Annotated in this window: 22 protein-coding genes and 1 pseudogene; 12 read left to right on the top strand and 11 right to left on the bottom strand. The window is 72.8% G+C overall.

Going from position 1 to position 23,464, the window contains the following annotated elements:
• Positions 1-71 precede the first annotated feature (71 nt).
• The gene (locus RKE29_RS03125; protein WP_312003469.1) at positions 72-1,472 is read right to left on the bottom strand and encodes an MFS transporter; all 1,401 of its coding nucleotides are present in this window, start codon (positions 1,470-1,472) and stop codon (positions 72-74) included.
• A 362-nt stretch (positions 1,473-1,834) separates the two neighbouring features.
• Here RKE29_RS03125 and RKE29_RS03120 point away from each other — a divergent pair, with 362 nt between their 5' ends.
• The 4 genes from RKE29_RS03120 (at position 1,835) to RKE29_RS03105 (ending at position 5,547) form a co-directional block, all read left to right on the top strand.
• Entirely contained in the window at positions 1,835-2,725 is an 891-nt protein-coding gene (locus RKE29_RS03120) for a helix-turn-helix transcriptional regulator (RefSeq protein ID WP_312003445.1), read from the top strand.
• A gap of 114 nt (positions 2,726-2,839) precedes the next feature.
• Positions 2,840-3,190, top strand: a complete 351-nt coding sequence (locus RKE29_RS03115; protein WP_312003444.1) for a cytidine deaminase — start codon at positions 2,840-2,842, stop codon at positions 3,188-3,190.
• Positions 3,191-3,373: 183 nt separating this feature from the next.
• A complete protein-coding gene (locus tag RKE29_RS03110) occupies positions 3,374-4,372 on the top strand; it encodes an aldo/keto reductase (protein WP_312003443.1) in 999 nt (332 codons plus the stop codon).
• 113 nt (positions 4,373-4,485) lie between these two features.
• Positions 4,486-5,547 (top strand): GTPase Era, encoded by a 1,062-nt coding sequence (locus RKE29_RS03105; RefSeq protein WP_312003442.1) that lies wholly within the window; start codon positions 4,486-4,488, stop codon positions 5,545-5,547.
• Between the two features lie 103 nt (positions 5,548-5,650).
• On the opposite strand, the gene RKE29_RS03100 is transcribed toward RKE29_RS03105, so the two are convergent.
• The gene (locus RKE29_RS03100; RefSeq protein WP_312003441.1) at positions 5,651-5,917 is read right to left on the bottom strand and encodes a protealysin inhibitor emfourin; all 267 of its coding nucleotides are present in this window, start codon (positions 5,915-5,917) and stop codon (positions 5,651-5,653) included.
• Between the two features lie 30 nt (positions 5,918-5,947).
• A complete protein-coding gene (locus RKE29_RS03095; RefSeq protein ID WP_312003440.1) occupies positions 5,948-7,012 on the bottom strand; it encodes a M4 family metallopeptidase in 1,065 nt (354 codons plus the stop codon).
• A 309-nt stretch (positions 7,013-7,321) separates the two neighbouring features.
• Between RKE29_RS03095 and leuA the strand changes: the two genes are divergently transcribed.
• The 3 genes from leuA to RKE29_RS03080 all read left to right on the top strand — a co-directional run bounded on the left by leuA (position 7,322) and on the right by RKE29_RS03080 (position 10,442).
• Complete coding sequence (gene leuA, locus RKE29_RS03090; RefSeq protein WP_312003439.1) at positions 7,322-9,103, top strand: 2-isopropylmalate synthase; 1,782 nt, start codon at positions 7,322-7,324, stop codon at positions 9,101-9,103.
• Between the two features lie 197 nt (positions 9,104-9,300).
• Positions 9,301-9,981 (top strand): TerB family tellurite resistance protein, encoded by a 681-nt coding sequence (locus RKE29_RS03085; protein WP_312003468.1) that lies wholly within the window; start codon positions 9,301-9,303, stop codon positions 9,979-9,981.
• A gap of 86 nt (positions 9,982-10,067) precedes the next feature.
• A complete protein-coding gene (locus RKE29_RS03080) occupies positions 10,068-10,442 on the top strand; it encodes a DUF4180 domain-containing protein (protein WP_312003438.1) in 375 nt (124 codons plus the stop codon).
• A 37-nt stretch (positions 10,443-10,479) separates the two neighbouring features.
• Here the strand turns inward: RKE29_RS03080 and RKE29_RS03075 are convergent, their stop codons facing one another.
• Complete coding sequence (locus RKE29_RS03075) at positions 10,480-10,635, bottom strand: hypothetical protein (RefSeq protein WP_312003437.1); 156 nt, start codon at positions 10,633-10,635, stop codon at positions 10,480-10,482.
• 33 nt (positions 10,636-10,668) lie between these two features.
• On the opposite strand from RKE29_RS03075, the gene recO reads away from it, so the two are divergent.
• Together recO and RKE29_RS03065 are read left to right on the top strand one after the other, a co-directional pair.
• On the top strand, positions 10,669-11,415 hold the full coding sequence (gene recO / locus RKE29_RS03070; RefSeq protein ID WP_312003436.1) for a DNA repair protein RecO: 747 nt from the start codon (positions 10,669-10,671) through the stop codon (positions 11,413-11,415).
• A 179-nt stretch (positions 11,416-11,594) separates the two neighbouring features.
• On the top strand, positions 11,595-12,419 hold the full coding sequence (locus tag RKE29_RS03065) for an isoprenyl transferase (RefSeq protein ID WP_312003435.1): 825 nt from the start codon (positions 11,595-11,597) through the stop codon (positions 12,417-12,419).
• 169 nt (positions 12,420-12,588) lie between these two features.
• Here RKE29_RS03065 and RKE29_RS03060 read toward each other — a convergent pair whose 3' ends face one another.
• From RKE29_RS03060 to RKE29_RS03045, 4 genes are all read right to left on the bottom strand, one after another.
• Positions 12,589-13,005, bottom strand: a complete 417-nt coding sequence (locus RKE29_RS03060) for a Fur family transcriptional regulator (RefSeq protein ID WP_312003433.1) — start codon at positions 13,003-13,005, stop codon at positions 12,589-12,591.
• An 89-nt stretch (positions 13,006-13,094) separates the two neighbouring features.
• Positions 13,095-14,045, bottom strand: a complete 951-nt coding sequence (locus RKE29_RS03055; protein ID WP_312003467.1) for a metal ABC transporter permease — start codon at positions 14,043-14,045, stop codon at positions 13,095-13,097.
• Positions 14,046-14,052: 7 nt separating this feature from the next.
• Positions 14,053-14,817, bottom strand: coding sequence for a metal ABC transporter ATP-binding protein (locus tag RKE29_RS03050; protein WP_312003432.1), 765 nt, complete (start codon positions 14,815-14,817; stop codon positions 14,053-14,055).
• A gap of 328 nt (positions 14,818-15,145) precedes the next feature.
• Positions 15,146-16,105 carry a metal ABC transporter substrate-binding protein gene (locus RKE29_RS03045; protein WP_312003431.1) on the bottom strand — a complete coding sequence of 320 codons (960 nt, stop codon included), beginning with the start codon at positions 16,103-16,105 and terminating at the stop codon, positions 15,146-15,148.
• Between the two features lie 199 nt (positions 16,106-16,304).
• On the opposite strand from RKE29_RS03045, the gene RKE29_RS03040 reads away from it, so the two are divergent.
• Complete coding sequence (locus tag RKE29_RS03040) at positions 16,305-17,687, top strand: glycine--tRNA ligase (protein WP_312003430.1); 1,383 nt, start codon at positions 16,305-16,307, stop codon at positions 17,685-17,687.
• Between the two features lie 165 nt (positions 17,688-17,852).
• Here RKE29_RS03040 and RKE29_RS03035 read toward each other — a convergent pair.
• Positions 17,853-19,262, bottom strand: a pseudogene (locus tag RKE29_RS03035) (MFS transporter); the annotation flags it as partial.
• Between the two features lie 200 nt (positions 19,263-19,462).
• Here RKE29_RS03035 and RKE29_RS03030 point away from each other — a divergent pair.
• Together RKE29_RS03030 and RKE29_RS03025 are read left to right on the top strand one after the other, a co-directional pair.
• Positions 19,463-20,413, top strand: coding sequence for a helix-turn-helix transcriptional regulator (locus RKE29_RS03030; RefSeq protein ID WP_312003429.1), 951 nt, complete (start codon positions 19,463-19,465; stop codon positions 20,411-20,413).
• Positions 20,414-20,569: 156 nt separating this feature from the next.
• Positions 20,570-21,391 carry a hypothetical protein gene (locus tag RKE29_RS03025; RefSeq protein WP_312003466.1) on the top strand — a complete coding sequence of 274 codons (822 nt, stop codon included), beginning with the start codon at positions 20,570-20,572 and terminating at the stop codon, positions 21,389-21,391.
• Here the strand turns inward: RKE29_RS03025 and RKE29_RS03020 are convergent.
• Both RKE29_RS03020 and RKE29_RS03015 read right to left on the bottom strand, forming a co-directional pair.
• Entirely contained in the window at positions 21,319-22,230 is a 912-nt protein-coding gene (locus RKE29_RS03020; RefSeq protein WP_312003428.1) for an aldo/keto reductase, read from the bottom strand. The two genes, RKE29_RS03025 and RKE29_RS03020, sit on opposite strands and share 73 nt — an antisense overlap.
• Positions 22,164-23,375 carry a cupin domain-containing protein gene (locus RKE29_RS03015; RefSeq protein ID WP_312003427.1) on the bottom strand — a complete coding sequence of 404 codons (1,212 nt, stop codon included), beginning with the start codon at positions 23,373-23,375 and terminating at the stop codon, positions 22,164-22,166. Before RKE29_RS03015 ends, RKE29_RS03020 begins: the two co-directional genes overlap by 67 nt.
• Positions 23,376-23,464: the final 89 nt, after the last annotated feature.

The raw sequence follows: 23,464 nt of genomic DNA, 5'->3' as shown, positions 1-23,464 counted from the left end.
CGACGCGGCCAAGGCGCACGCCGGGGCCCTCCCCGGCCCGTCGCCACCCCGGCGGTCACCCCCCCCGGCCGTTACCCCCGCCCCGTACGGCCGTGGGCGCGCAGGCCGACGCCGACCAGCACGGCGACGGCCGCCAGCACCGCCGTGTCCACGCCGAGCGCGAGCCGCACGCCGCCGAGCGTCGCCGCGGCGAAGCTCGCGCCCCCGTCCCGCAGGGAGGCGACGTGCGCCGAGGCGAGCGAGCTGAGCAGCGGGACGCCGAGGGTGATGCCGACCTGCTGGGAGCTGGTGACCAGGCCGGTGGCCAGGCCCTGCTCGGCGTCCGACAGGCCGGAGGTGGCGATCACCCCGTAGGAGATGATCACCCACAGGTGGACGACGCTGACCAGGCTGACCGCCGCCATGGCCAGCCAGGCGCCGCCCTGCTGCCGCCCGATGCCCAGCAGCGCGGCGGTGAACGCGGCCTGCCCGAGCAGCCCGCCGACCAGCGTCGCCCGCGCCCCGAAGCGCCCGATCACCCGCGGCGCGACCAGGCCCGCCACCGCCGACAGCACCCCCTGCACTCCGAAGATGAGACCCGTGGTCAGGGCGGAAAGTTCCAGCACTTCCTGGAGATAAAGAGTCAGCAGGAAGACCACCGCGCCCATCATGGAGAAGGTGGTCAGGCCCGCCAGGTTGCCCCAGGCCACCGTGCGGCGGCGCAGCATCGGCAGCGACACCAGCGGCTGGCGGGCGCGCGACTCCACCACGCCGAACGCGGCGAGCAGCACCGCCCCGCCCGCGAGCGCCGCGACCACGTCGGGGCGCCCGAAACCGCGCTCGGCGGCGCTGGACAGCCCGTAGACCACGCCGAGCAGGCCGCCGGTGACGGTCACCGCGCCCGGCACGTCCACCCGCGGCCGCTCCGGGTGCCGCGACTCGGCCAGCACCACCGGGGCCACGGCCAGCACCAGCACGCCCGCCACGGCGAGCAGGCCCATGGTGGAGCGCCAGCCGAGCGTGTCGGTCATGCCGCCGCCCAGCACCATGCCGACGGTGAAGCCCAGCGACAGCAGGGTGCCGCTGATGCCCAGCGCCCGCGCGCGCTGCGGCCCCTCGGGGAAGGTCGTGGTGATCAGCGACATGCCGGTCGGTACGATCACGGCCGCGCCGAGGCCCTGCAGGGCGCGTGCCGCGAGGAAGACCGGCGGGTTCCAGGCGAGCGTGGCCAGCAGGGACGCCGCCGAGAACAGCACGAGCCCGGTGAGAAAGAGTTTGCGCCGCCCGTACAGGTCGGCGATCCTGCCGAACAGCAGCAGGAAGCCGGCGGACGGCAGGGCGAAGGCCGTGACCGCCCACTGGAGGTCCGCCTGGCCCATGCCGAGGTCGTCGCCGAGGGCCGGCAGCGCGACGTTCAGGATCGAGAAGTCCAGCGCGATGATGAACTGCGCGGCGCACAGCACCATCAGCACCAGTTTCGCGCGGCGCGTCATCCGCTCGGCGGGACCCGCGCCGGGCTCGCCGCCGGTGGACCCGCCGCCGGTGGACCTGCCTCCGGTGGGCTTCTGGGCGGTGGGCTCTCCGGCGGTGGGCTCGGTACGGGCCGACGGCCGGCCCGTACCGTGGGTAGGAGTCGGGGGTGTGGCAGGGGAATCGATCGCCATGACCGACAGGTTCCAACGATCGGCGAGGATGTGGGGAGCGGGCGCTTGTGCTGGTGGCCGCACCACCAGCCTCCGCCGCCGCCGGAGCGGGTCCGCGGCCGGTGGCGGCGGGCGGGCGCAGACCGACGGCCGACTCGGCCAGACCAACAGCGGACCGCGGCGGAAAGAGCAGACCAGAACGGGGGAGAGGCGTGGCACAGGCCACCGAGACGACCACCACCGGCAGGTCCCGGCGCCGGCAGGAGCTCCGGGACTTTCTCGTGAGCCGCCGGGCCCGGGTCAGCCCGGCCGAGGCGGGCCTGCCCGACAGCGGCGGCCGGCGCCGTACGCCCGGGCTGCGCCGGGAGGAGGTCGCGGTGCTGGCCGGCGTCGGCGCCTCGTGGTACCAGTGGCTTGAGCAGGGCAGGGAGATCACCGTCTCGCCGCAGGTGCTCGACGCCATCACGCGCGTGCTGCGGCTGGACGACGACGAGCGCCGCCACCTGTACGTGCTGGCCGGGCTCAACCCCCCGCTGCCGCGCCCGGTCCACGACCCGGACGACCTGTGCGAGGGCCTGCACCGGCTGATCGAGAACTGGATGCCCTACCCCGCCGTCATCATGGACCGGTACTGGAACCAGGTCGCGTACAACGAGGCGGCCGCCATGGTCCTCGGCTTCCGCCCCGGCATGCCGCAGAACTGCCTGATGTCCTACTTCACCGACTCCGTCTACCGTTCGCGCGTCACGAGCTGGGAGCGCAACGCCCCCTGCGTCGTCGCCCAGTTCCGCTTCGCCTGCTCCGAGCACCCCGACGACGAGGGCTTCGCCGCCGTGGTGGACGAGCTGTCGGAGCAGAGCGCGGAGTTCGTGGAGCTGTGGGCGCGCGGGGACGTACGGGCCGGCGGGCAGCTGGTCAAGGAGATCGAGCACCCGCTGGTCGGCACGCTGTTCCTGGAGAGCAGCCCGCTGCGCATCCCGTCCCGACCCGACCTGGTGATCGCGTTCCAGAACCCGATGCCGGGCACCGGGACCGCCGCGAAGCTGCGGTGGCTCGCCTCGCCTGAGGGCCGGCGCGGCGGGCTCTCCACGGTCGCGGGCTGACCGGCCGCCAGGAACCCGCCGCCGCCGGGAGCCGGCCCGTACCGCCCGCCCGAACCCGCCGCCGCGGGCCGCCGGGACCGGCGGTGTCAGTGCGGCCGCCTATGCTCGGGAGGCATGAGCGAAGCCGCACCCCTGGACCCCGAAGACAGCAAGATCATCACGCTGGCCCGCGCCGCCCGCGCCCGCAACGGCGTGCCCGAGGGCGCGGCCGTGCGCGACGAGACCGGCCGTACGTACGTGGCCGCGACCGTGGCGCTGGACTCCCTCCGGCTCAGCGCGCTGCGCACGGCCGTGGCGATGGCCGTCGCCAGCGGCGCGAAGTCCCTGGAGGCCGCGGCGGTCGTCACCGGGGCCGAGCAGCCCGCGGCCGAGGACCTGGCGGCCGTGCGGGACCTGGGCGGGCCGGGCACCCCGGTGCTGCTGGCGGGCCCGGACGGGACCTGGCGCGCCACGACTCCCGCGTGACTCCGGCCTGACTCCGGCCTGACGGGGCATCCGGCCGCCTGCTCTCCGGCCCGCTCCATAGCCGATGGTTATGGACCCAGGTCTTGGACGGCGGCCGGACCCGCGGGCGAGGCTGGTTACCCGCCGGGGGACGCGCCCCGGCGGACCACCGCCGGTCCCGCACCCCGAGACGAGGAGCCACCCGTGACCGCGATCCCCGCCCGTACCCTCGGCGACGACCTGACGGCTTCCGCCATCGGCTTCGGCGCGATGGTCCTGTCACCCGGCATGTACGGGCAGACCGACGACGAGCGCGGCCTGGCCGCCCTGCGCGCCGCCCTGGACGCGGGCGCCACCCTCATCGACACCTCGGACGGCTACGGCCTGGACGGCCACAACGAGCGCCTGGTCGGCGAGGCCGTCAAGGGCCGCCGCGACGAGGTCGTCATCGCCACCAAGTTCGGCTTCCGCCTCCCCGAGGGCGTGCCGGGCCACACCTTCCCCGTCCGCTACGAGTTCGGCGAGCTGGCCGTCAACGCCGAACCCCGGTACGTGCGCGGCTACGCCGAGACCTCGCTGCGCACCCTCGGCACCGACCACATCGACCTGTACTACCCGCACTTCCCGGACCCGACGGTGCCCATCGAGGACACCGTCGGCGCGGTCGCCGAGCTGATCGACGACGGCCTGGTGCGGCACCTGGGCCTGTCCAACGTCACCGCCGACCAACTGCGCCGCGCCCACGCCGTGCACCCGGTCGCCGCCGTGCAGGCCCAGTGGTCGATGTGGACGCCGGTGGACCCCGACCTGCTGGCCGCCGCCCGCGAGCTGGGCGTCGGCGTGGTGGCCTGGAGCCCGCTCGGCAGCGGCTTCCTCACCGGCACCGTCCAGGACATCCAGGGCGACGACTTCCGCCGCTTCATCCCCCGCTTCCAGGACGCGAACCTCAAGGCCAACAACGACCGTTTCGCGCCGCTGCGCACCCTCGCCGGCGAGCTGGGCATCACCCCGGGGCAGCTCGCGCTCGCCTGGCTGCTGCACGCGGACGAGCACGTCGTGCCCATCCCCGGCAGCCGCACCCCCGCCCACATCGCCGAGAACCTGGCGGCCGCACGCGTCGCGCTCACCCCCCAGACGCTGGCCCGCGTCGACGAGGCGCTGGCCGGATTCGCGCCGGAGGGCACCGGCACCCTGCTCGGCTGAACCCGCCGGCCCGGTTCACGTCCCACGGCCGTGGGACGGGCCCGGCGGGCCCCGGCCGCGGGCCCGGCCGGGCGGGGCACTGGCCGGGCCCGTGATCGGGGAGAATGGGCGGCATGAGCGACCCCACCCCGCCGTCCGCCGCCCCGCCCGCGTCCGGGCCCACGCCCCGGACGGCACCGCACCGCTCGGGCTTCGCCTGCTTCGTCGGCCGCCCCAACGCGGGCAAGTCGACCCTGACGAACGCGCTGGTGGGCACGAAGGTCGCGATCACCTCCAACCGCCCGCAGACCACCCGGCACACCGTGCGCGGCATCGTGCACCGCCCCGACGCGCAGCTCGTGCTGGTGGACACGCCGGGCCTGCACAAGCCGCGCACCCTGCTGGGCGAGCGGCTGAACGACGTGGTGCGCACCACCTGGGCCGAGGTCGACGTCATCGGCTTCTGCCTGCCCGCCGACCAGCGCACCGGCCCCGGCGACCGCTTCATCGCCGCCGAGCTGGCCGCCATCCGCAAGACGCCGAAGGTGGCCGTCGTCACCAAGACCGACCTGGTCGAGCCCGAGCGGCTGGCCGAGCGGCTGCTGGCCGTCGACCAGCTCGGCAGGGAGCTGGGCATCGAGTGGGCCGAGATCGTGCCGGTGTCCGCCGTGGACGCCGAGCGGGCCGCGGGCGGGGAGCGCGGGGCCGGCGGACGGCCGGCCGAGGGCCGGGAAGGCGGCGGCCGGGGCGCCGGGCGCGGGGCGGGCCAGGTCGGGCTGCTCGCCGACCTGCTGGTGCCCCTGCTGCCCGAGGGCCCGCCGCTGTACCCCGAGGGCGACCTGACCGACGAGCCCGAGCAGGTCATGGTCGCGGAGCTGATCCGCGAGGCGGCCCTGGAGGGCGTACGGGAGGAGCTGCCGCACTCGATCGCCGTGGTCGTGGAGGAGATGGTGCCGCGCGAGGACCGGCCCGCCGACCGGCCGCTGCTGGACGTGCACGCCACGCTGTACATCGAGCGCCCCAGCCAGAAGGGCATCGTGATCGGCCCGAAGGGCGCCCGCCTGAAGCACGTCGGGACCACCTCGCGCCGGCACATCGAGGCCCTGCTGGGCACCCCGGTCTACCTGGACCTGCACGTGAAGGTGGCCAAGGACTGGCAGCGCGACCCGAAGCAGCTGCGCAGGCTCGGCTTCTGAAGCCCCACGGCACGCCCCGGCCCGGACCCCGGCGCCGCGCCGGGATCCGGGACGTACGCGGCGGCGGGCCGGGGTCCGGGACGTACGCGGCGGCGGGCCGCCGCTAGGCGCCCTCCTTCAGGACCGTGCGCACCAGCTCCCGCTGGGCGTCGGTCAGGTGGGGGTCGGCGCAGTGGGCCGTGCGGCCGTCGACGGTGATCTCGTAGCTGAAGCCGTCCGGGACGCCGCGGACCGGCCCGGCCCGCCCCGTCTCGACGGCCTGCTGCGCCAGGGCGCGCAGGTGCCGCTCGTCGGGCCGGCCGGCGGTGTCCAGCTCGGCCCGGCGCGGGATGCCCGCGAAGCCCCCGGTGCGGATGACTCGGATGCGCATGGCCCACGAATACCCGGTCTGGGCCCCGCCTCACCCGGTGGGGACGCCGACCTGGGACCACGCCTTGAGTACGGCCTCGCGCTCGGCGCCGTCGCCGCCGTAGCGCGTCGTGGCCGCCGCCGCGGTCAGCCGCGCGAAGTCCGCGAACTCCGCGTCGGCGGCCAGGTCGCCGCCGGTCAGCACGTCGTACCAGATCTGCCCGGCCTTCTCCCAGGCGTGCCCGCCGATCTCCTGGGCGACGAGGTAGAAGGCGTGGTTGGGGATGCCGGAGTTGATGTGGACGCCGCCGTTGTCGCTGGAGGTGCGCACGTAGTCGGCCATCGTGGCGGGCTGCGGGTCCTTGCCGAGCACGTCGTCGTCGTACGCCGTGCCCGGGGCCTTCATGGACCGCAGCGCCACGCCGCTGACGGCCTCTGCGAGCAGCCCGGCGCCGATCAGCCAGTCGGCCTGGTCGGCGGTCTGGCCGAGCTGGTACTGCTTGACCAGGGAGCCGAAGACGTCGGACATCGACTCGTTGAGCGCGCCGGACTGGCCGTAGTACTCCAGGTTGGCGCTGTACTGGGTGACGCCGTGCGTCAGCTCGTGGCCGACCACGTCGACCGGGATGGTGAAGTCCAGGAAGAGGTCGCCGTCGCCGTCGCCGAAGACCATGCGCTCGCCGTCCCAGAACGCGTTGCCGTACTCGTGGCCGTAGTGGACGGTGGCGTCCAGCGGCAGGCCCGAGCCGTCGATGGAGTGCCGCCCGTACGCCTTCAGGTACAGCTCGAAGGTGGCGCCGAGCCCGGCGTAGGCGCGGTTGACGGTGGCGTCCTTGGTGGGCTTGTCGCCCTCGCCGCGCACCTTCCTGCCCGGCAGCGTCTCGTGGTGCTTGGCGTCGTAGATGGTGCGCCGCGGCTGGTCGGCCGGCCCGGGCCTAGGCGCGGCGGCGGCGACGCCGCGGACCGTGGTCATGCGGCGGCGGGTGCGCTGGAGAGCGTCGTGTTCGAGGGTGCGGCGGGCCCGCTCGTACCGGGCCGCGTCGTCGGCGCCGGCCAGCTTGTCCAGGACATGCGGCGGAATGATGGTGCAGAAGACGGGATTTCCCTTGGCGTCCATGCGGGTGAATGTCGCCCTGCGTTGCGCACCGGTAAACACGGCGTTGCCGCGAATGCAGCGAAAGAGTGAGAGGCGCCCGGTACGATTGACGGGATCCTGCGGTCCGAATCGTGATACGAGTGGCCGCTGTCGCGCGACTCGGCTAGTGTGGCGGGCATCATGCGTTTCGGGCTGCTTCTTCTTAGCTGCCGCGGCGAGGGCCTGTAGTCGACGGCCGACCCCCTCCCCGCGGAGTCCGGCGCTGCCTGGCGGCGCCTCGTCGGCCCCAGCGGACTTCGGTCCCGGACCACGAGGAAACCCCACCCGATCATGAGTACCTCCGAGCAGACCTTCGGCGGACGTGCCGTCGGCCGGCCCACGCCCGTCACCGCCGCGACCGTCACCCAGCGCCCCTCGGGCATGCCGGTGCGCAGGTACCGGCCGTACGAGGCCGTGGACCTGCCCGACCGCACCTGGCCGGACCGGCGCATCACCAAGGCCCCGCGCTGGCTGTCCACCGACCTGCGGGACGGCAACCAGGCGCTGATCGACCCCATGACCCCCGCCCGCAAGCGTGAGATGTTCGACCTGCTGGTGCGCCTGGGCTTCAAGGAGATCGAGGTCGGCTTCCCCTCCTCCGGTCAGACCGACTACGACTTCGTACGGTCGATCATCGAGGAGGACGCGATCCCGGAAGACGTGACGATCTCCGTCCTGACGCAGGCGCGCGACGAGCTGATCGAGCGCACCGTGGACTCGCTGCGCGGCGCCCGCCGCGCGACCGTGCACCTGTACAACGCCACGGCGCCGGTCTTCCGCCGCGTCGTCTTCCGTGGCTCCCGCGACGAGGTGCGGCAGATCGCCGTCGACGGCACCCGGCTGGTGATGGAGTACGCCGACAAGATCCTCGGCGACCGCACCGTCTTCGGCTACCAGTACAGCCCCGAGATCTTCACGGACACCGAGCTGGACTTCGCACTGGAGGTCTGCGAGTCCGTGATGGACGTGTGGCAGCCGGAGGAGGGCCGGGAGATCATCCTCAACCTGCCCGCCACCGTGGAGCGCTCCACGCCGTCCACGCACGCCGACCGCTTCGAGTGGATGGGCCGGCACCTGTCGCGCCGGGCGTACGTATGCCTGTCGACGCACCCGCACAACGACCGGGGCACGGCCGTCGCCGCCGCCGAGCTGGCCGTCATGGCGGGCGCGGACCGGGTGGAGGGCTGCCTGTTCGGACAGGGCGAGCGCACCGGCAACGTGGACCTGGTCACCCTGGGCATGAACCTCTTCTCGCAGGGCGTCGACCCGCAGATCGACTTCTCGCGGATCGACGACATCCGCCGTACCGCCGAGTACTGCAACCAGATGGAGATCCACCCGCGCCACCCGTACGCGGGCGACCTGGTCTACACCGCCTTTTCCGGCTCCCACCAGGACGCCATCAAGAAGGGCTTCGAGGCGATGGCCGCCACCGCCGAGGAGCGCGGCGCGGCCGTGGACGACCTGACGTGGGAGGTCCCGTACCTGCCCATCGACCCCAAGGACGTGGGCCGCAGCTACGAGGCGGTCATCCGCGTCAACTCGCAGTCCGGCAAGGGCGGCGTGGCGTACGTGCTGAAGAACGAGCACCGGCTGGACCTGCCGCGCCGGATGCAGATCGAGTTCTCGAAGATTATTCAGGCCAAGACGGACGCCGAGGGCGGCGAGGTCACTGCGGCACAGATCTGGTCGGTTTTCCAGGACGAGTACCTGCCCGTCCCCGGACAGGCGTGGGGCCGGGTCGCGCTGCGCACCGCGCAGACCTCCACCACCAGCGACGGCACGGACGCGCTCACCGTCGAGGCCGTGGTGGACGGCGCCGACGCGGTGCTGACCGGCTCCGGCAACGGCCCGCTGGCCGCCTTCGTGGACGCGCTGTCCGCGCTCGACGTGGACGTGCGCGTGCTGGACTACAGCGAGCACACCCTCAGCGAGGGCGCCGAGGCGCAGGCCGCGGCGTACGTCGAGTGCGCGGTCGCCGGGCAGGTGCTGTGGGGCGTCGGCGTCGACGCCAACATCGTGCGCGCCTCCCTGAAGGCCGTGGTCTCCGCGGTCAACCGCGCCCACCGCTGAGGCCACCGGAACCCGCGCCACCGCGTTGACGCCCCGTCCCCCCATGTGGGGGGCGGGGTTCCGCATGTGGCTGGTTGTCTACGCACGGGTACTGACGGCACCTCCCCGATGTGGCTAGCATCACGTCACGCGGCACTGTGGCCGAAGCGTTATGGAGGTGCAACGTGGTGCACGCGCAAGACCCACGTCGTCGGGCCCTGTGTGTGGTAGGCGTACGCACTCAGTGGCGGACCGTGGGCGACGGAGAGTTCTTCTGCCCCGAGTGCGGGGGCGATCGCAACTACCGCCGCCGCACCGGCCACCGCCGCATCGTCGTCCTGGGCCTGCCGCTCATCCCGCGCGGGCCCGCCGCTCCCGTCGTGGAGTGCACCGCCTGCCGCGGCCGGTTCGGCACGGACGTGCTCGGCCACCCCACCACCACCCGCTTCTCCGCGATGCTGCGCGACGCCGTGCACACCGTCGCCCTCGCCGTGCTCACCGCGGGCGGCACCGGCTCCGCCCCGGTGCGCGCGGCGGCGGTCGACGCGGTGCGCGCGGCGGGCTTCCCGGACTGCACCGAGGAGCAGCTGCTCACCCTCATCGAGGCCCTGGCCGCCGACACCGGCCGGCTGCCCGGCGCGTGTCCGGACGCGCCGGGCGGCCTGACGCCGTGCGGCACCGCGCTGGCCATAGAGCTGCACGAGGCACTGGAGCCGCTGGCCCCGCACCTGGCGCCGACCGGGCGGGAGAGCATCCTGCTCCAGGGCGCGCGGATCGCGGTGGCCGACGGCCCGTACCGGCCCGCCGAGCGGGCGGTGCTGGAGACGGTGGGCGGGGCGCTGATGCTCGGGCCCGACGACGTCGCCCGGCTGCTGGCCGCCCCGCGCACGCCGTCGTAGGCGCACCGGCGGGCTCCCGGGACGGACCGCGTACCGTACGTGTCGCGCGCCGTGCACACGGCACGCGACACGGAAGGAGCCCCGCCATGTCCGGCACTCTCCAGAGCCTCCACGGCACGCCCGTCTTCGTGTGCGCGGATGACGGCGAACCGCTGCGCACGGCCCGGGACGCGCTGGACGTCATCGGCGAGGCCGGATACCTCGGCGCCGACTGGGTCGCCCTGCCCGCCGCCCGCCTGGCCGACGACTTCTTCCAACTGCGTACGGGCGTCGCCGGGGAGATCGTCCAGAAGTTCGCCAACTACCGCCTGCGCCTGGCCGTCCTCGGCGACGTCTCCCGGCACACCGCCGCCAGCACGGCGCTGCGGGACTTCGTCCGCGAATGCGACCGGGGAAACCAGCTGTGGTTCCTGCCCGACCTGGCCGCGCTCGGCGGACGGCTGGCGGCCGCCGCCGGGTGAGGGCCTGCCCGGGGGCCTGCCGGGTGCCTGGTGGGGCCTACCGGGGGTGGATGCCGCCGTCCAGGCTCAGCACCTGGTTGGTGAGGTAGCCGTTGCGCAGGACGGCCATGGCCAGGTCGGCCACCTCCTCCGGCCGCCCGTACCGGCCGACCGGTACGCCCCGCCGGTGCGCACCGCCGGGCGGGGCCCGCACCGGCGGGCGTCCGGCGTGCGGAAGAATGGGCCCATGAGCCTGTTCCGCGACGACGGCATCGTGCTGCGCACCCAGAAGCTGGGCGAGGCGGACCGGATCATCACCCTGCTCACCCGCGGCCACGGCCGGGTGCGGGCGGTGGCGCGCGGCGTGCGGCGCACGAAGTCGAAGTTCGGGGCGCGGCTTGAGCCGTTCGCGCACGTCGACGTGCAGTTCTTCGCGCGCGGCGGCGAACTGGTGGGCCGCGGGCTGCCGCTGTGCACGCAGACCGAGACCATAGCCCCGTACGGCGGCGCCCTGGTCGGCGACTACGCCCGCTACACGGCGGGCACGGCGATGCTGGAGACCGCCGAGCGGTTCACCGACCACGAGGGCGAGCCCGCCGTGCAGCAGTACCTGCTGCTCGTCGGCGCGCTGCGGACGCTGGCGGGCGGGGCGCACGAGCCCGGGCTGGTGCTCGACGCGTTCCTGCTGCGGTCGCTCGCCGTCAACGGGTACGCGCCCAGCTTCCGCGACTGCGCCCGGTGCGGGCTGCCGGGACCCAACCGGTTCTTCTCGGTGGGCGCGGGCGGGGCCGTGTGCGGGGACTGCCGGGTGCCCGGCAGCGTCGTACCCTCCGCGGAGGCGCTGGTGCTGCTGGGCGCGCTGCTGACGGGCGACTGGGAGACGGCGGACGCGTGCGAACCGCGGCACGCGCGGGAGGGCAGCGGCCTGGTCGCCGCCTACCTGCACTGGCACCTGGAGCGGGGGCTGAGGTCGCTGCGCTACGTCGAGCGGTAGCGGGCCCAGGCAGTGCGACAGCGGGCAAGGCTGTGCGGTAGGCGGGCAGGATTGTGCGGTAGGCGGGCAGGGTTGTGCGGTGACGGACGGCCGCCGCGCGGCAGCGGCGCGGCGGGGCCCGGCCCGGCGGTACGGTCGGACACGAGCGAGCGACGAGCACGAGGAGAGACGTGGCACCCATGGCACGACGCGGCGTACTGGGCCGCCATCGGCGGACGTACCGGACCCCGGATCCGCACCCGTCCGGCGCCCGGCCACCGAAGATCCCCGGCGAGCTGGTGCCGGGCCACGTGGCCGTCGTCATGGACGGCAACGGCCGCTGGGCCAAGCAGCGCGGGCTGCCGCGCACCGAGGGGCACAAGGTCGGCGAGGGGGTGGTGCTCGACGTCCTCAACGGCTGCCTGGAGATGGGTATCAAGAACCTGTCCCTGTACGCCTTCTCCACCGAGAACTGGAAGCGCTCGCCCGACGAGGTGCGCTTCCTGATGAACTTCAACCGCGACGTGATCCGCCGCCGCCGCGACCAGATGGACGAACTCGGCATCCGCATCCGCTGGATGGGCCGCATGCCCAAGCTGTGGAAGAGCGTCGTGCAGGAGCTCCAGATCGCGCAGGAGCAGACCCGCGACAACGACGCCATGACGCTCTACTTCTGCGTCAACTACGGCGGCCGGGCGGAGATCGCGGACGCGGCGGCCGCCATCGCCGCGGACGTACGGGCCGGAAGGCTCGACCCGCGGAAGGTCACCGAGCGGACCATCGCCAAGTACCTGTACTACCCCGACATGCCGGACGTGGACCTCTTCCTGCGGCCCTCGGGCGAGCGGCGCACGTCCAACTACCTGCTCTGGCAGAGCGCGTACGCGGAGATGGTCTACCAGGACGTGCTGTGGCCGGACTTCGACCGCCGCGACCTGTGGCGCGCGTGCGTGGAGTACGCCTCCCGGGACCGCCGCTTCGGCGGCGCGGTGCCGAACGAGGTGCCGCCGGACGAGCAGCGCTGACCCGTCGGCCGGAACGGGGGAGCGCGGCCCGCCCCGGCGGCGTCCGGCGTCCGGCGCACGTGCGTACGGGCCGCGCCCGGGCCCGTACGTGCTTCCCGGGCCCGTACGCGGTCCTTGCTGCCCGTATGCGGTCTCCGCTGCCCGTACGCGCTCGTGCTGCCCCTGCGTGCTACCGCGCGGCCGCCGCCGCGCAGTCCTCGCACGTACCGAAGATCTCGATGGTGTGGGCCACGTCCACGAAGCCGTGCTCCGCCGTGATCGCCTCGGCCCACTTCTCCACCGCCGGGCCCTCCACCTCCACCGCCTTGCCGCAGCTGCGGCAGACCAGGTGGTGGTGGTGGCCGCTGCTGCACCTGCGGTACACGGCCTCGCCGTCCGAAGTGCGCAGGACATCGACCTCGCCCGCGTCGGCGAGGGACTGCAACGTGCGGTAGACCGTGGTCAGACCGACCGACTCGCCGCGGTGCTTGAGGATGTCGTGCAGCTCCTGAGCGCTGCGGAACTCGTCCACCTCGTCCAGCGCCGCCGCAACGGCCGCGCGCTGTCGGGTGGCACGACCGCGCACTGGGGGATTTGCGGTCGCCACGACTGCCTCCTCAACGTCGCCTGCCCCCGTCGCACATCTGCCTGGCCATTGTGCCAGCTAATGCCGTCGGTCCGGGACAGGGCCTGTTCTCACCGCACGCCGGGCGGGAGTCCCGCTCCGTCGGCTCCGGAGCGCGCGCCGGGCACCTCGGCGCGCGCCACGGCTGCCGGTGCGCCGGTCCGCGCCCCGGACGCGGCTGCCGCCTCCTCGGCCGCCGCGGCCCGGCGGGCGCGTTTTCTGGCCAGCGGGGCGGCGAGCGCGGTGACCACGACGAAGGCGCCGATGGCCAGCACGACGATGCTCGCGCCGGGCGGCACGTCCTGGTAGAAGGAGAACACCGTGCCCGACAGCGTCACCACCACCCCGATGCCCACCGCGAACGCCAGCGTCGCGCCGAAGCCGCGAGTGGCCTGCTGGGCGGCGGCCACGGGCACCACCATCAGCGCGCTGACCAGCAGCAGGCCCACGACCCGCATGGCGACGGTGACGGTCACCGCGGCCGTGACGGCGAGCAGCAGGTTCAGCAGCCGCACCGGCAGGCCGGTCACCCGCGCGAACTCCTCGTCCTGGCAGACCGCGAACAGCTGCCGCCGCAGCCCCAGGGTGATCAGCACGACGAGCCCGGCGAGCCAGCACACCGTCTGCACGTCCTGCGGCGAGACGGTGGTGATCGAGCCGAAGAGGTAGGTGGTGAGGTTGGCGTTGGAGCCGTTCGGCGCGAGGTTGATCAGCATGACGCCGCCCGCCATGCCGCCGTAGAAGAGCATGGCGAGCGCGAGGTCGCCGCGCGTCTTGCCGTACCAGCGGATCAGCTCCATCGCCACCGCGCCGAGCGCGGCCACGGCCACGGCCGTCCACACCGGGTCGGCGCCGGTGAGGAAGCCGAGGGCCACGCCGGTGAGGGCCACGTGCCCGATGCCGTCGCCCATGATCGCCTGGCGGCGCTGGACCAGGTAGATGCCGACGGCGGGCGCGGTGACGCCGACCAGCACGGCGGCGAGCAGGGCCCGCTGCATGAACGCGTAGTCGAGGACTTCCAGAGGCATGTCAGGTCAGCAGTCCCGTCGAGATCGGCCGGCCGCCGCGCACCGCGTCCGGGCCCGCGTGCGGGTGGATGTGCTCGTGGCCGGGCAGCGCGTGCTGGCCCACGGCCCGCGGCGGCGCGCCGTCGTGCACGACGCGGCCGTCGCGCAGCACCACGGCCCGGTCGATCAGCGGCTCCAGCGCGCCCAGCTCGTGCAGTACCAGCAGCACGGTGACGCCCGCGGCCACCTCCTCGCGCAGCGTCGCGGCGAGTACGTCCTGGCTGGCCAGGTCCACGCCGGCCATCGGCTCGTCCATGATCAGCAGCTCGGGGCGGCCGGCCAGCGCGCGGGCGATCAGCACCCGCTGGTGCTGGCCCCCGGACAGCGCGTTGACCGAGTCCCGGGCCCGGTCGGCCAGGCCCACCCGCTCCAGGGCCGCGTGCACCGCGGCCCGGTCGTCGCCGCGCAGCGGGCCCAGCCGCCTGCGGGCCAGCCGCCCGGAGGAGACCACCTCCCGGACGGTGGCGGGCACGCCGGCGGCCGCGGTGGTGCGCTGCGGTACGTACCCGACGCGGGCCCAGTCGCGGAAGCGGCGGCGCGGGAGGCCGAACAGCTCCAGCTCGCCGCCGGTCAGCGGGACCTGCCCGACGACGGCGCGCACGGCGGTGGACTTGCCCGAGCCGTTGGCGCCGAGCAGGGCGACCACCTCGCCGCGCCGCACGCTCAGGTCGACGCCGCGCAGCACCGGGCGCGCGCCGAGGGAGGCGGTCGCGCGGCGCAGCGACACGACCGGCTCACCGGGGGCACCGGACCTCCGCCCGGGACCCTGAGCACCCGGACCCTGAGCACCCGGACCCTGAGAACCCGGAACCGGACGACCGGAATCCGGTATGCCCGCTATATCTGATGAACCCGCTTCCGGCATTGTCTGGCCTTCCCCTGGTCCTTCTCGCTACTTTACGGCTTTTCGGTGCTGCGGCGGCGACCCGCCCGTCCCGCCTTTCGGGTTCCCGGCCGTCCCCGACCGTCGTCGGCCGCCCCGGTGGCCGCGCCCGGTCCGTCCCGCCGTATGGGCGGGTGCGCCCCGGCCGGCGCGCGGCCACCGGCGGCCGCTGCTACCCGGCGCCGAGCGCCGTGCGCAGCGCCTTCAGGTTCGACCGCATCACCGCCAGGTAGTCGCGGCCCCGGGACTCGTCCGTGATGCCCTCGATCGGGTCGAGCACGTCCGTCTTGAGCTTGAGGTCGCCCGCCAGGGTCTGCGCGGTCTTCGGGCTGGCCAGCGTCTCGAAGAAGACCGTGCCGACCTTGTCCTTCTTCGCGGTCGCGTGCAGGTCGCGGATGCGGGCGGGGCTGGGCTCGGACTCCGGGTCGATACCGGAGATGGCCTCCTGCTCCAGCCCGTAGCGCTCGGCGAGGTAGCCGAAGGCGGCGTGGGTGGTGATGAACGTGTCCGAGGTGCGGTCGCGCAGGCCCTCGCGGTACTCGCGGTCGAGCGTGCCCAGCTCCTTGACGAGGGCGGCGGCGTTCTTCCGGAAGTCGGCGGCGTGGTCGGGGTCGGCCTTCTCCAGGGCCTTGCCGACGCCCTTGGCGACCTCGGCGTAGCGGACCGGGTCCAGCCACACGTGCGGATCGGCGCCGGCGTCCTCGCCGTGGTCCTCGTGCTCGTCGTGGCCGTGGCCGTCGACCTCCGTGCCGTGGTCCTCCAGGGTGGTGTACGAGGTGGCCTCGGCGACGTGCTTCGGCTTCGCCTGCTCGACCGCCTCGTCCACGGACGGCTGTACGCCCTTGAGGTACACCACCAGGCCCGCCTCGCCGAGCCGGGCGGTCTGCTTGGGGCTGATCTCCAGGTCGTGCGGCTCCACGCCGGGCTTGGTCAGGCCGGTCACCGCGACGTGGCCGCCGCCGATCCGCTCGGCGAGGTACTGCATCGGGTAGAACGACGCCACGACGTCCAGCTTGCCGTTGTGGTGCCCGCCCGCCGCGTCGTCGGACGAGGAGCAGGCGGCGAGCGTGACCAGGCCGAGTGCGGCGGCCGTGGCGACGCCGAGAGGCAGGACTGTCGTACGTATGTTCATGACTCCCATTTTCAACAAAAATGGAAACGATTGTCAACAAGCGGGACGGTGGCGACGCGGCGCCCCGGCCCGGTTACGGATTTGATCCGGGGGGTGCCATCGCCGGTAACCTGAGGCATTCCCGGGGCACGCCGCCTTTCGGCCGCACACCGGCCATCACCGTTCACAGCCGTCACCACGTCACCATGAAGAGAGCACCGTGGCCGCCGACAAGATCGACACCATCGTCAGCCTGAGCAAGCGCCGTGGCTTCGTCTACCCGTGCAGCGAGATCTACGGCGGCCAGCGCGCCGCCTGGGACTACGGACCTCTCGGCGTGGAGCTGAAGGAGAACCTCAAGCGCCAGTGGTGGCGGGCGACGGTCACCTCGCGGGACGACGTCGTCGGCCTGGACTCCTCGGTGATCCTGGCGCGCGAGGTGTGGGAGGCGTCCGGGCACGTCGCCACCTTCACCGACCCGCTCACCGAGTGCACCTCCTGCCACAAGCGGTTCCGCGCGGACCACCTGATCGAGGCGTACGAGGCCAAGCACGGCCGGGAGCCCGCGGGCGGCCTCGCCGACCTGAACTGCCCGCACTGCGGCGCCAAGGGCGGCTTCACCGAGCCCAAGCAGTTCTCCGGCCTGCTGGCCACGCACCTCGGCCCGACCCAGGACTCCGGCTCGCTCGCCTACCTGCGCCCGGAGACCGCGCAGGGCATCTTCACCAACTTCCTCGCCGTCCAGCAGAGCTCGCGCAAGAAGCCGCCGTTCGGCATCGCGCAGACCGGCAAGTCCTTCCGCAACGAGATCACGCCGGGCAACTTCATCTTCCGTACCCGCGAGTTCGAGCAGATGGAGATGGAGTTCTTCGTCAAGCCGGGCGAGGACGAGCACTGGCACCAGTACTGGATGGACCAGCGCTGGAACTGGTACCGCGACCTCGGCCTGCGCGAGGAGAACATGCGCTGGTACGACCACCCGAAGGAGAAGCTCTCCCACTACTCCAAGCGCACCGCCGACATCGAGTACCGCTTCAACTTCGGCGGCACCGAGTTCGCCGAGCTGGAGGGCGTGGCCAACCGCACCGACTACGACCTCAAGGCCCACTCGGCCGCCTCCGGCCAGGACCTGTCGTACTTCGACCAGGAGGCCGGCGAGCGCTGGACCCCGTACGTGATCGAGCCCGCCGTCGGCCTCAACCGCGCCATGCTGGCCTTCATGCTCGACGCGTACGTCGAGGACGAGGCGCCCAACGCCAAGGGCAAGATGGAGAAGCGCGCCGTGATGCGGCTCGACGCGCGACTGGCCCCGGTCAAGGTCGCCGTGCTGCCGCTGTCCCGCAACCCGCAGCTGTCGCCCAAGGCCAAGGGCCTCGCCGCCGACCTGCGCAAGCTGTGGAACATCGAGTTCGACGACGCGGGCGCCATCGGCCGCCGCTACCGCCGCCAGGACGAGATCGGCACGCCCTTCTGCGTCACCGTCGACTTCGACACGCTGGAGGACAACGCGGTGACCGTGCGCGAGCGCGACACCATGAAGCAGGAGCGCGTCTCGCTCGACCAGATCCAGTCCTACCTCGGCGGGCGCCTGATCGGCTGCTGAGGCACGCGCACGGCGCGGGCGGGGTCCTTCCGGGCCCCGCCCGCGCCTTCGGCCGAGCGGTCGGCCGATGGCGGGTGTGCCCACCCGTCACCCGGCGGCCTCCGCCGCCCGCGCGGCGCCGCGCGGGCCTTCCGCCCCCGGCCCGGAGCCGACCGTCGGGCCGTCCACCCGGCGCGGCATGCGCAGGCTGAGCAGCGCGGTCAGCGCGATGACGGCGAGTTGTACGCCGAGCGTGTCGACCAGCGCGTCCCGCATGCCCGCGGACGGCTCGATCGCCAGGAACAGGGAGCCGAGCGACGCCACGCCCAGCGCGACCGACGCCTGCTGGGTGGTGACCATGACGCCGCCGCCCACTCCGGCGCGGTCGGCGGGCACGTCCGCCAGCACGATCCGGAACAGCACCGGAAGCTGGAGGCCCTGCCCGAAGCCGGCCAGCGCGATGCCCGCGAGCAGGGGCGCCAGCGGCGGGTGCGGCCAGCCGTGCAGCAGGCTCAGCAGCACGCCCGCGATGCCCACGCCCTGGAGCACCGAACCGGCGGTCACCACCCGGCTGCCGTACCGGCCCACCAGGCGCGGGCTCGACAGCGAGGACACCAGGAAGGCGACGGCCATCGGAGACAGCGCCAGGCCGGCCCCCACCGGCCCGTAGTGCAGGCCCTGCTGAAGCCCCACGGCCATGACGAACATGAAGCCGCCGAAGCCCAGACTGAACGGCACCAGCGCCGCCAGACCGCGCCGCGGGCCGTGCAGCGCGAACAGGCTCGGCGGCACCAGCGGAATCCGCTCGGCGCCCCGCCGACCCACCGGACCCTCGCCCGCCGTCCGCCCGGTGCGCTCGATGCGCCGCTCCACGGCCCAGAAGGCGGCCGCGACGAAGGGGAACGAGCCCAGGGCCACCCAGGTCCACGTCGGCCAGCCCGCCGCCCGCCCCTCGGTCAGCGGCAGGAGCAGGGTGATCAGCGTGAGCGCGAGCAGAACCGTGCCGACGCCGTCGACCCGCGCGGGCCGCGCGGAACGCGTGTCGGGGACCGCGCGCACCGCCAGCAGCAGACCGGCCACCGCGACCGGCACGTTGACCAGGAACACCGCGCGCCACCCGCTGCCCGCGATGTCCGCGGCGACCAGCAGGCCGCCGAGGATCTGCCCCGCCACCATGGCCACGCCGCCCGTGGCGCCGTACATGCTCAGCGCGCGGACCCGGCGCTGCCCCTCGGTGGTGGACTGGATGGTCGCGAGCACCTGGGGCAGCAGCAGCGCGGCGGAGGCGCCCTGGGCCACGCGCGCGGCCACGAGGGTGCCCGCGTCCGGCGCGAACCCGCAGGCCGCGGAGGTCAGCCCGAAGGCCGCCATGCCGCCGATGAACAGCCGCCGGCGGCCGAAGGCGTCGCCGAGCCGGCCGCCCAGGACGAGCAGCACCGCGTAGGCGACGCCGTACCCCGCCACCACCAGTTCCAGCAGCGCGGGCCCGGCGTCCAGGTCGCGCTCCATGGTGGGCAGGGCCACGTTGACGATGAAGTTGTCGATCATCGGCAGGGCCGCGCCCACCAGCAGGGTGAACAGGCCGAGCGGGCTCAGCGCGGCGGCCGGTCCGGCCGCGCCACGCGCGGATGCCGCCGGGGGCCGGGGTGACGGCGTCGGCGGGGTGACAGGTATCGAGGATCGTGTTTCACTCACCCCACGACGATCAGCCTCGGCGCAGCGTGGTACCAGAGCTTTCTTATCCTGGTACAAGAACTACCTGGCAACGGGATGAGCTGTCCGGCACCCTGGAATCCATGACGACCACGGCCCACCAGGCGGCAGCGGAATCCGACATCCGCCGAAGCGAGCTGGCCGCTTTCCTGCGCAGCCGCCGCGAGCGGATCGCCCCCGAGCAGGTCGGCCTGCCGCGCGGCCGCCGCAGGCGCACGCCCGGCCTGCGCCGCGAGGAGGTCGCGCAGCTCGCCGCGGTCGGCGTCACCTGGTACACGTGGCTTGAGCAGGGTAGAGACATCCACGTCTCCGCGCAGGTCCTCGACGCCATCGCCCGCGGGCTCCAGCTCGACCGCAGCGAGCGCACGCACCTGTTCGCGCTCGCCGGGGCGGTCGACCCCAGCCCCGGCAGCGAGTGCACCGGAGTCCCCGACAGCCTCCGCACACTGCTGGCCCAACTGGAGCCCATCCCGGCCTGCGTACAGAACAGCCGCTACGACATCCTCGCCTACAACCGCACGTACTCCCGCCTGATGTGCGACCTCGACGCCGTGCCGCCGGAGGACCGCAACTGCCTGTGGCTGTCGTTCACCAACGAGCAGTGGCGCGCGACCCAGACCGACCGCGAGGAGGCGATCCGCACGATGGCGGCCAAGTTCCGCGCCTCCATGGCCGGACACCTCGCCGAACCGCCGTGGAAGGCCCTGGTCAAGCGGCTGCACGACGCCTCACCAGAGTTCCGGGAGGTCTGGGCGCGGCACGAGGTGGTGCGGCCCGGCGACAAGACCAAGACCTTCCGCCACCCACGCGTGGGCCTGCTGCGGCTGGTCGGCACCAGCCTGTGGACCAGCCCCGAGGGCGGACCCCGGCTGCTGGCCTACACCCCGGCCGACGAGGAGGCCCGCGAGCGCCTGGAGAAGCTGTACGCGCTGGCGCTCGCCGAAGCCGGACCGGCGGCCCCGGCCCCGGCCGACCTGGCCGGTGCCCCCGCACCGGCCGTGCCCGCCCCGGCCCTCGCGTCCGACCGGGCCTGACGCGGCCTGACCTCCCTGCGTGGGGGCGGCCTCATGACAGACGGGACGCGGGTGACGTGCATGCGGTGACAGGTCGGATGCGTTGAGTTGCCATCCCCCATACTGGAGGCGCCCGCCGAGATCCACCGAGGAGCCCGTATGTCCGTGTCCGCTGCCATGGCCGTCGACTTGCGTGCTGAAGCTGAGTCCGTCGATGGAGCGCTCAACCGCGTGGAGCGGTCTCTAGGCGTGCGGTTGGACCGAGGTACGGCAGTGCGCAAGCGGCGTTCGGTCGGTGCGCGTACCGACCGGGGCACGTGGGTGCGGGTCGAACGGCGAGCGCTGGAACGAATCGACGGGCAGGGATGGAACGGCATCGAGTGCGCGGCGGCGTTGCGCGGAATCGCCATGCCGAAGTGGTTCGCGGGCACGGCCTGGAGGGACCCGGACGACGCCGCGATGTGGCGAGCCGACGAAACCGAACTGATCAGCGCCGCGCCCATGAAGCCCGCCGACAGGACGGCCTTGTCTGACGCGTGGTGGGCGACGTTGAACGCTTCGCTTGACGCGTTGGCCGCTCAGAAGACGACCCGGGTGGCGACGCCGGACACCGTGACCGTCACGCAGGCGAGCGTGGACGAGGTCATCCGCCGAGCATTCCCCGATGCCACCGTTGATACGAGCCTCAACGACTGGACGGCGGCGCACGCTGACCTGAGCTGGGCCAACCTCACCACGCCAGCCTGCTACCTGTTGGACTGGGAAGACTGGGGAATGGCCCCGCGCGGACTGGACTCCGCGAAGTTGTGGGCCAGCTCCCTTGATGTCCCGGAAGTGGCCGAGCGGGTACGGCACGAACGACGGAACGACCTCGGGAGCCAGACCGGCAAGCTCATGTCGCTGTTCTGCTGCTCCAAGCTCGTCCCTTACGTCGATGAGGGGGCACCGGTGCGAAAGGAAGCCCTCCGACTGCTTGACGAGTTGGAGACCGTGCGCTGATCTCGCAACAGGCCCCGATACCGCGCAATGGTGCTCTCGTCCGCCTCGACGCCAAGGGAGTCGATCAGCTCCCGGATGTGCGCGGGGTCGTCGGAACCTACGGCGACAGTGGCGACGCGGGGCAGGTGGTAGGCCGCCCGAAACGCCGCCTGGATCGGCGAGCATGCTTGCGCGGCGTCGGGGCGAAGGAAGACGCGGGGGTTGAGCCTGCCCCATACGGGGTCTGTGGCGCTGCCCCCGAAGGGGCTCATACCCCACATCGCAGCCGCAGGCAGGTTCCACTGTCTGGCAAGAGACTCCGCAGCATCTATCGTGTCGGTACCGACCAGCAGACCAGAGCGGACCATGAGCACGTCCGGTCTCGGCGCGCCCCCGTTGATCACGCCCAGCAGAGGTCCCGGGCGCCATGAGGCGATGCCCCAGGCACCGCACAGCCCCTCTTTCGTCGCGCGTGCCAGCACCGTGCACGCCTGCGTCAGGCAGTCCCGTGCCTGCCCCGGGGCGAGCTGCGCGAGCGTGTGTTCTGGGTTGTGCAGGAACACCAGGTCAGGCGTTCGCCCCAGGTCCTGGTTCGTCTTCTCCAGCGCGTAGCGCAACCGACCGGGATCGAGGGAATGGATGGCGCCACTCGGCCCGGGGAAGTATCCGACCTTGGTGGACACCCGGAACTCGGCCAGGAGGTCAACGAACCTCGCCAACGTCTGATGTGCGGTGAACTCCTGGTAGTTGAAAGCGGTGTCGATCGCTTCTATGCCCAGGTCAAGCGCGGCGGCTAGCGAACAGGGCTGGTAACTAGACCGGTGTAGCCCGAGGACAATTCGGGGGTGAGGCTCGCGCACATCTCCTCCTCCGTCAGGATCTCCGCAACCTGCTTGACCACGTCACCGACCATGCCGACCGCTTCGTCCAGGTTCACCGGTTGACCGCTCAGGAGCAGTCGCAACGCAGGTAGAGCCTTCGCCGCAAGGGTGAGCTTCCTCCCGGCGGCGACAACTTCGACGTTCGCGCCCTGCTCGTTGATTCGAGGAGGGAACTCCGTGACGCATACGACGCTCTCCAACGGCCCGAGGGGTTCCACGAACGGCACATGCCGTGCAGGAACGGCGTCCTTGTGGCGGGCGGCAAGGAAGTCAGCAGGACTGCGTGAGCCAAGGAGTTGGACGGCGGTGTCAGTCAGCTTGCGGTGTTGGGTCTGCTGCTGGTCGGGGTCGGCTGACGGGTCCAGATCGTGACGGAAGAGTTCGAACTCCCGGGACCAGTCGGCCATCCAGGACAGCCAGCCCACCCCGGTAGGGTTGGTGAACCCGAGGGTCATGTGGAGGCTGTGGCCGGAGTCGCGACCGCTGCGGCTGGCCTTGTGCCAGTAGCCGCGCGGAATGTGGATCACGTCGCCCGCCCTTGTCGTCCCCGACCAGATGACGTCATCGCTCGGCTCGTCGTTGCGGGCCGCGTCGCGGAACATCGGCGCGGCGCGTGACGCGCCGCGTACCTCCCACTCCTTTTCACCTGAGAGCTGGATAGCGAGCACGTTGTGATCATCCCAGTGCAGGCCAAAGCCCTCGTCGGCGTTCGTGGTGAGATAAAGGTTGATCGATACCCGCTCCCCCGACCACCACTGAATTGCTCGGTAGACGACCTCCAAGGTCGGATCGAAGACATGCGCTCGGTCGAGGATCAGCGTTACGCCCTCTCGTAGGTGACTCCGCAGTCGGCGCATGTTCACCATGCGAATGCTCTGGCCACGGCTCGTCACGTCCTGACTCAGGTACGTGTCAGGGTGCAGCTCGGTGCCCTTGCGGAAGCATCGGACCTGCGGGTTCGCCAGGCTCCGGCGCATGATCAGGTCCAGGAGTCGGGCGGGTGTGAGTATCCGCCCGACTAAGCCAAGGTCGGCGAGACTACCTCGGGCAAACTGCTTGCCGAGATGGCTCGGTCCGTCCCATCCCAGCGCACTTTCAATGCCGGTGACCACCCTGTGATCCACTGCTGTGAGTCCTCCCCCTGTCTCCGGTTATGGTGGGCAGACAGCGGTGGCCACACGGTTCCTTCGTCGGGCGGCCACGCTGCCCTACT

Origin of the sequence: Streptomyces sp. B1866 (assembly GCF_031932565.1) — a bacterium.
Lineage (GTDB): Bacteria > Actinomycetota > Actinomycetes > Streptomycetales > Streptomycetaceae > Streptomyces.
The sequence above is the reverse complement of the archived record's forward strand: the minus strand, read 5'-3'. Positions and strand labels throughout refer to the sequence as shown.